Below are 7,803 nucleotides of genomic sequence, written 5' to 3'. Positions count from 1 at the left end.
ATCCGTCGCCACGCTGGCTTCAAACACGACGGCGCCGTCACGGCTGTTCACGACGCAGATTGCGGTCTTGGTGCTGGATGTGTCGAGTGCTGCTGAGAGTTTCATCGGCGGACGTCCTCTTCGGCGAATCAATTTTGATTCCCTGCCATGCTGCACCTTTGCTGCCGAAACTGCCTCATTTCGCGCTCGCCCGATTACGCCGCCACTTTAATCGGCCGGGTGTTCTGCCTCTCTGCCACGATCGTCTTCGTCGCTTTCGCCATTGGTGCTCTCCATCTTCATCGTCAAAAACACGCCTGCAGCGCGCTCTGATCTGCAGCTTGTTGACAGCGAGGAGTCCCAGTGCGCCGTGCAGCTTTCCGCGCTCAGCGGCGGCATGGCGCGGCTGCACGATGGCAGCAGCATAGCCGTCGCGGCGCAATTTTCCATCGGTCTGACGGAGCCACGTCACAGGCAATTTTGCGCGATCGCGCCGTCCCTTCGGACGCCGCCTCGCAGGCAAGATAGCGTGCGTTCCGTCGTCTTGGATCTGCACTGGTCCTCATCCGCTGACAGCGGAGCTCCATCACTTTGCGCGTCGTCCGCGCCGCCTGTTCATTGCTGCCGGGCTGTTGCTATGGTTCATGCCAGCGCTCCCAGCAGCCTGCGGTCCTTGCGCTTGGCATGCGCGGCCGCGTCGGCGGTGCTGACGGCCTAATCGCCACAATGCGCCGTGCCGTCGCACCACATCGCGTGCATGATTACCGCAAGTTTGCGCGCCACCGCGACCACCGCCTTGCGGTGTCCAGACCGCTTGGCAACCGCCAGTCCCCGGGTCTTCACCTTGTCGCGACACTTGAAGCGCGTCAGCAGCGCGCTCGCCGCCTCGTAGAGCGCGTGCCGCACATCGGCGTGGCCCGCCATGCTGATCGGCCCCTGCACATCGATCGAGGTGCCTGACTGCCAGCCCCGCGACGTCAGGGCAAAATATGCCGGGACATCCCGTAACCGGCGAAAGTGCGATGGATCGTCGATCGCGGTCATGAAGCTCAGCGCGGCGATCGGCCCGACACCTGGAATCTGCTTGAAGCGCCGGCACAGCTCGTGTCCGGCGACCAGCTTGACAACCAGGCCGTGCAGCTGACAGTACTCCTTCCACAGCGCCGCGCGTGCGTTCAGCATGGCATCGATCAGCTCGCTAGTCAGCGCGTCGTCGCCGGCCAGCGCGTCGCGCACGGTCTGCGCAAAGGCGCCGCGGCCGATGCGGTTGAGCCGGATGCCGAACGCCTTCAAGGAGTGCCGGATCGCGTTCTCAAGATCGAGGAATTTGCGTTTGAGATTGCGGCGATGCGTCAGCAGCAGTCGCAGCCGATAGCACGGCTCGGTCTTGATGTGCGCGCGCCGGAACCAGCCGGTGCGTATGATGTGCGCGATACCGAGCGCGTCCGTACGGTCGGTCTTGTTGCGCTGCGCATACAGCGCGGCGCGCACGTGCTGGGTCGCCAGACAGATCGCCGGCAGGCCGAGACGGAGCAATTCGCCATGCAGCCACGGCGACAGCGCGCCGGCCTCGTGGCCGACCCGCCGCAGCAGTCCGAGATATGACGACAGTGCGCCCTTGATCGCGTCCGGGTCGGTCATCACCGCGACCTCCAGCAGCACTTCGCCCTTGTCGTCGAACACGCAGATCGCGGTCTGATCCATGCCGACATCCAGTCCGCAGAAGAATTCCATGGCGCGCGTCCTGTGTTGATGAGAGCGCTCATTCTGCATGGCCGCCGCTGCAGCGTCAGCAGGCGGACGGTCAGGCCGATCACGGACGGCATTCAATCTCCCGCTTGTAAGCGTCCGGTCTCTGCACACCTTCCCCCTCGTGTGTTGTCGTCCCATTTCGAGTTCTCTGCTGCTGTGGAGAAATCTCGGTCAGATCCAAACAATTCGAGAACAGAGCACGCCGTGAATGGCGGCCGCGGCACATCGAAGTGTGGCATCGCAACGGCCTTAGAATCGGCAATCGCGGCCAGCAGCAACGTCTCACCGAGAACACGCGCGGCGTTGGCTGAAGCGGCCGGCCGGCAACGAGGCTGCGCCTAAGCTCGAGAAATATCAGACGGAATTGCGCCGCGAGCGCGCCCCGGGACGAGCAAGACGCGCTCCGAAAGCAGAAGCAGCGCAAGTTCACGATCACCTCGGACGTGCGCAATCAGGCGTCCCAGTCATTCTGGGCGATGCATGTCGAGGCACTGAACTGGAGCGGAATGGAGCTCCGCGCCTATGCTGCGACGATGCAGTTGTCGCCGCATTCACTGCGCCAATGGTGCGACCGACCGGCCACAGGCGAGGTCACGAGTGACTGGCGCGCCCATCTTCATCCCTCCGCCTGTCCCACCGTTACCACTAATGCTATTAATTCACAGCCGGAAACTGCTCGACGGCCGCCTGAATTGGCGGTCCGCGCCATCATTAAACAGCTGCAGCGACTGTGGATCGGCCGCAGCTCCGAGCGCATTGATTATGACCAGCTTGCACTCGGTCTGGAGGATCTCGACAGCGAAATTGGCGGCGTCGAAGAGGCGCAACCGAAGGTCCCACAGGAAGCCGACTCTTCGCCGCGACGCCGTCCGCTGCCCGGCGAAGACATTCTGCTTGACGTGCAAGATCGGGGCTGCGGCTGCTGTGGCGGCGCTCTCTATCTGATTAGTGAGAGTATCAGCGAGATGCTGGACTGACGGGTCCCGGTCCAGCTTGGCGTCGCGCACAAATATGCAGGTCGCACACGAGACCGTTTAAAGACGGTATTAGTTTAAAAACTCAAACGGTGATTTCGGCTAAGTGCTTGACTCGAATGGCTCGGCCTGAACCCTTTGAACGTCCGCCCCTCAGATGCCTAGCTAACGGCCGGACCTCTGACTACGCTAGGGCACCCTATTGCTTCCATTCGCTGGCGGAGCTTTCCAATTGCCCGACCGTCGGGCGTATGCCTTTCTCATTCGAGTTCGATCGGCTTCATTTGCTGCGGTTCGCGCAAGGGGATCGTTCATGGCTCGCCACGAAGGCTCGGGACTAAAACGAACAATCCGGCGGCATCAGCTGCGTGAAATGGTCCCACTTGCGGACAGCACCATCTACGAGATGGAGCAGCGCGGCGAATTTCCGCGACGCTTCGCACTCTCTCCTCGGTGCGTGGTGTGGGACCTGAGCGAGGTGGAAGCGTGGCTGCTGCTGCGGCGGAGCGCGCCCCTCACCCGCGCTCCTCATCCAGACGTAAAGCAGCGACGAAGCCGCCCGGTCAAAGGGCAGGATCGGGCTCGAACATCGGCATCGAAGGCGGAATGAGGGTTGGCGCGTACTTTTGACCACCGACCCACGCGTCGATGATGTTCGACCACTCCTGCATCATGTGCCGGCGCTGCAGCTCGTACTCCGCCTTGTTATAGACCCCGCGGGACGAGCGGCCATCCTCGTGCGCCAGGCACTTCTCTATCCAATCGCTGTTGAAGCCAAGCTCGTTGAGCAGCGTCGACGCAGTCCGCCTGAGGTCGTGGACCGTGAAATGTTCAAGCGGCAGCCCCTCGTTCCCAGCGCGCTCGACGACCGCGGTGGTGACACGATTGAAGGTCGCGCGGGACATCGGGCTATCGGCATCATACCGGGAAGGAAGGACATATCGTGAATTGCCGGCACAAGTCTTCAGCGCGATGAAGATATCGAGCATCTGGCGCGAAAGATACACGTTGTGCGCCTTCGACCGCTTCATTCGCTCCTTCGGGATGGTCCAGACAGCGTTCTCGAAGTCGACTTCGTCCCAGGTCGCATCCTGTAGCTCGCTCTTCCGCACCATGCTGAGAAGATACAGCCTGACGCCTAGCCGGATCGTCGGCAGCGTCGGGACGTGCTCCAGCTGCCTGAGCATGATCCGTATTTCTGAGGGCGACAGCGACCGATCACGCGGTACGAATTGCGCGATGGACGATGGGCCGACGTCATCCGCTGGATTGGCGACCTTCTCTCCGTGCAAAATCGCAAAGCCATAGATCTGCTTGACGATGTCACGGACGTGGATTGCGGTTGCCGGCGCGCCCCGTTCGACAATCGCGGCACAATGCTTTCGCAAATCGTCAGGCGTGATTTCAGACAAGAGTCGCTTGCGCCAAGGCGGTAGCAGCTCCCGCTCGAAGATCGAACGGCGCATAGCCCGGGTGCTGTCAGCCATCGGAGCCGCCGTGAGCCACTTCTCACCAAATTCACCGAATGCCTTCGCCTCCATCAGGCGCCGCTTGGCGCGCTGCTTCTCGATGGCTGGCGAACGCCCCTCCTTGATGGCGCGCCTGGCGTCGATGCAGAGCTCTCTTGCTCGTGCAAGCGACAAGTCGGCCGGACCATATTTGCCGAAGGTGATGGTCTCCCTGCGTCCGTTCACACGGTAGTCGAGCCGGAACGAGATCGAGCCCTTCGTACTGACGAGGACGTACATGCCGTCCCGATCGGTGACCTTGTAGGACTTTTCTTTTGGTCTCAGGTGCTTAAGCGCAGCATCGGTTAGCATTTGTCCGCCTTCTTGGGTTCGATACCGTCACGCCGATTTCGGCCGCGGATCTGAAGGAAAGCGACGCTATTTCAATTGGTTGGACCAAAAAAAATACCGTCAGGGCTCATTTCGAGCTGACGGTATTGATGAAAACGGGATGGGAATAAGGAGACCGATGCCGTCGAGCAGTCCGGCACCGACGACCTTGGCCTCCCGATAGTCCGCGAAAGGAGCCGGAGGGTTTTATTTTTAGTTTCAGGTAGTTAGAGCGTAGATTTGAGTAGATCCGGCTAGCCCTGCTAGCCGCGAATTATTCCCACTCGATCGTCCCCGGCGGCTTTGATGTCACGTCGTACACCACCCGGTTCACGCCCTTCACCTCGTTGATGATGCGCGTCGCCGTGTTGCCTAAGAACTTCATGTCGAACGGATAGAAGTCCGCCGTCATGCCGTCCGTCGAGGTGACGGCGCGCAGGCCGACGACGTAGTCGTAGGTGCGGCCGTCACCCATGACGCCGACGGTCTTGACGGGGAGCAGCACGGCGAAGGCCTGCCAGATGGTGTCGTAGAGGCCGGCTTTGCGGATCTCGTCGATGTAGATGGCGTCCGCTTTCCGCAGGATGTCGAGCTTGTCGACCGTGATCTCGCCGGGGCAGCGGATGGCGAGGCCGGGGCCCGGGAACGGGTGGCGGCCGACGAACACGTCGGGCAGGCCGAGCTCGCGGCCGAGCACGCGGACCTCGTCCTTGAACAATTCGCGCAGCGGCTCGACCAGCTTCATGTTCATGCGCGCCGGGAGGCCGCCGACATTGTGGTGCGACTTGATCGTCACCGAGGGGCCGCCGGTGAAGGAGACGCTCTCGATCACGTCGGGATAGAGCGTGCCCTGCGCCAGGAAATCGGCGCCGCCGATCTTCTTGGCCTCGGCCTCGAACACGTCGATGAAGAGCTTTCCGATGGTCTTGCGCTTCTGTTCGGGGTCGGTGACCCCGGCGAGCTCGCCGAGGAAGAGTTGTGAGGCGTCCACATGCACCAGCGGGATGTTGTAGTGGTGCCGGAACAGATCGACGACGGTCTCGGCCTCGTTCAGCCGCAGCAGGCCGTGATCGACGAACACGCAGGTGAGCTGGTCGCCGATCGCCTCGTGGATCAGCACCGCGGCAACCGCGGAATCGACGCCGCCGGAGAGGCCGCAGATCACCTTGCCCTTGCCGACCTGCGCGCGGATCTTCTTGATCTCCTCCTCGCGGAAGGCGTGCATGGTCCAGTCGCCGCCGAGGCCGGCGATGTTGCGGACGAAGTTGCGGATCAGTTTGGCGCCGTCGGGCGTGTGCACCACTTCGGGGTGGAACATCAGGCCGTAATATTTGCGCGCCTCGTCCTGGATCACGGCGAAGGGCGCGTTCGGCGACACGCCGGCGACCGAGAAGCCCGGCGGCATCTGGGTGATGCGGTCGCCGTGGCTCATCCACACCTGATGCTGCTCGCCCGGCTGCCAGACGCCGTCGAACAGCAGGCTGGTGGTTTTTACCTCGACGTCGGCGCGGCCGAACTCGCGGTGGTGGCCGCCCTCGACGGTGCCGCCGAGCTGGGCGGCCATCGTCATCTGGCCGTAGCAGATGCCCATCACGGGAACGCCGCTATCGAAGATCAGTTGCGGGGCGCGCGGCGAGCCTTCCTCGTGGACGGATTCGGGGCCGCCGGAGAGGATCACGGCCTTCGGGTTCATCTGCCGGAAGGCGGCCTCCGCCTTCTGGAACGGCACGATCTCGCAATACACGCCGTCCTCGCGCACCCGGCGCGCGATCAGCTGCGTGACCTGGCTGCCGAAATCGACGATCAGGATCTTGTCGTGGAGCGCGGCCACGGAGGTGTCGGTGGCGGCGGCGGTCGGGGTGTTGGCGCTGGTTTTGTCTTGGGCTGTCATGGCAAGGAATTACGCCGCTGCGGGGGGACTCGCAACCCTTTGGCGGAGGGGATGCCGCCTCCTCCACGTCATTCCGGGGCGGTCGCGAAGCGGCCGAACCCGGAATCCGGAGATTGTCTTGCCCTGCCATCTCGGGATTCCGGGTTCGATGCTTCGCATCGCCCCGGAATGACGGTGGGCTTGTGGCACCGGCGTCATACCCCGCGAAAGCGGGGTATCCAGTACGCCGCAGCGTCTCGGCGGGCCACGACGGGCGGTGGAATACTGGGTCCCCCGCTTTCGCGGAGGACGACAGCGGAGGGTGACGCGGCCGCTTGCCACTGATCGCGAGTTGATTGGCGCACTTGCCTGCCTCGCGTCATTGCGAGCGCAGCGAAGCAATCCAGGGGCTCGGGTGGGACTCTGGATTGTTTCGCTGCGCTCGCAATGACGACGGAGAGGGCTTTGACCGCGGAGGGACCGGCGGACGGCGGATGGGCTTAGGCCTTCTTCAATACCGACACGAAGAACCCGTCCGTGCCGGTGCGGCGGGGGGTCATGAGCCAGCCTTCGGGGGTCTGCAGCGCGGCTTCGGCGAAGGCTTCGGCCTTGTCCCAGAGAACGGTCGCGGTTTGCTCCGGGGGCTGGACCGCGAATTCCGGGTGCCGCGCCACGAACGCCCTGATCTGGTCGCCGTTCTCCGGCTGCAGCACCGAGCAGGTGATGTAGGCGATGCGGCCGCCGGGTTTGACCAGGCCTGCGGCCCGCTCCAGCACCTCGGCCTGGTCCTTCAGGCGAATCTCGAGCGCGCCGGGGCGCATGCGCCATTTGGCGTCGGGGTTGCGGCGCCAGGTGCCGGTGCCCGTGCAGGGGGCATCGATGACGACCAAATCAGCGGAGGCCTTGATGTCGGCGAGCGGGTCGGCGTCGCCTTTCGGCGTGCGGATCTCGGCGTTGTGGACGCCGGCGCGCGACAGGCGCTCGTGGATCGGGGCGAGCTGGCGCTTGTCGGCATCGGTGGCGATCAGGCGGCCCTTGCCGCCCATCATCGCGGCCAAGGCCAGGGTCTTGCCGCCGGCGCCGGCGCAGAGGTCGATGACCTGCTCGCCCGGCTTGGCCGCGGTGAACAGCGCTGCGAGCTGCGAGCCCTCGTCCTGGACCTCGATCGCGCCCTTGATGAAATCCTCCTCGGCATGGATTCCGGGATTGCGCGCGTCGGCTGACAGCGTGATGCGCAGGCCGAGCGGCGACCACGGCGTCGGCTCGGCGCCGAGATGCTTCAGCGAGGCCTGCACCTTCTCGCGCTTGGCCTTCAGCGCGTTGACGCGCAGGTCGAGCGGCGCGCGGCTGGCCATCGCCATGGCCTCAGCCACGCGGTCGTCGCCAAACA

The 7,803-nt window shown here is 63.7% G+C and carries 5 protein-coding genes and 1 pseudogene; 2 read left to right on the top strand and 4 right to left on the bottom strand.

What is annotated here, in order from left to right; all coding sequences use genetic code 11:
• Window positions 1-621: 621 nt before the first annotated feature.
• Window positions 622-1,713, bottom strand: a pseudogene (locus tag BRAO375_RS03155) (IS110 family RNA-guided transposase).
• Between the two features lie 461 nt (window positions 1,714-2,174).
• Between BRAO375_RS03155 and BRAO375_RS36000 the strand changes: the two are divergent.
• Window positions 2,175-2,708, top strand: coding sequence for an IS66 family transposase (locus tag BRAO375_RS36000; protein ID WP_085964435.1), 534 nt, complete (start codon window positions 2,175-2,177; stop codon window positions 2,706-2,708).
• Between the two features lie 310 nt (window positions 2,709-3,018).
• Window positions 3,019-3,315, top strand: a complete 297-nt coding sequence (locus BRAO375_RS35995) for a helix-turn-helix transcriptional regulator (protein WP_083842424.1) — start codon at window positions 3,019-3,021, stop codon at window positions 3,313-3,315.
• On the opposite strand, the gene BRAO375_RS03145 is transcribed toward BRAO375_RS35995, so the two are convergent.
• The 3 genes from BRAO375_RS03145 to BRAO375_RS03135 all read right to left on the bottom strand — a co-directional run.
• On the bottom strand, window positions 3,269-4,525 hold the full coding sequence (locus BRAO375_RS03145; RefSeq protein ID WP_009026001.1) for a tyrosine-type recombinase/integrase: 1,257 nt from the start codon (window positions 4,523-4,525) through the stop codon (window positions 3,269-3,271). The two genes, BRAO375_RS35995 and BRAO375_RS03145, sit on opposite strands and share 47 nt — an antisense overlap.
• Before the next feature lie 292 nt (window positions 4,526-4,817).
• Window positions 4,818-6,434, bottom strand: a complete 1,617-nt coding sequence (gene guaA, locus BRAO375_RS03140) for a glutamine-hydrolyzing GMP synthase (protein WP_009026000.1) — start codon at window positions 6,432-6,434, stop codon at window positions 4,818-4,820.
• Between the two features lie 479 nt (window positions 6,435-6,913).
• Window positions 6,914-7,803 (bottom strand): RsmB/NOP family class I SAM-dependent RNA methyltransferase (locus tag BRAO375_RS03135; RefSeq protein WP_035638696.1); only part of this gene is annotated, 890 nt, incomplete at its 5' end.

It is taken from the genome of Bradyrhizobium sp. ORS 375, assembly GCF_000239775.1.
GTDB lineage: Bacteria > Pseudomonadota > Alphaproteobacteria > Rhizobiales > Xanthobacteraceae > Bradyrhizobium.
This window is presented reverse-complemented; position numbering and strand designations above follow the sequence as displayed.

Excerpts from the sequence above, each read along its gene's own strand:
- BRAO375_RS03145 (WP_009026001.1), bottom strand. The coding sequence starts at position 4,525 with ATGCTAACCGATGCTGCGCTTAAGCACCTGAGACCAAAAGAAAAGTCC.
- BRAO375_RS35995 (WP_083842424.1), top strand. The coding sequence starts at position 3,019 with ATGGCTCGCCACGAAGGCTCGGGACTAAAACGAACAATCCGGCGGCAT.
- guaA (WP_009026000.1), bottom strand. The coding sequence starts at position 6,434 with ATGACAGCCCAAGACAAAACCAGCGCCAACACCCCGACCGCCGCCGCC.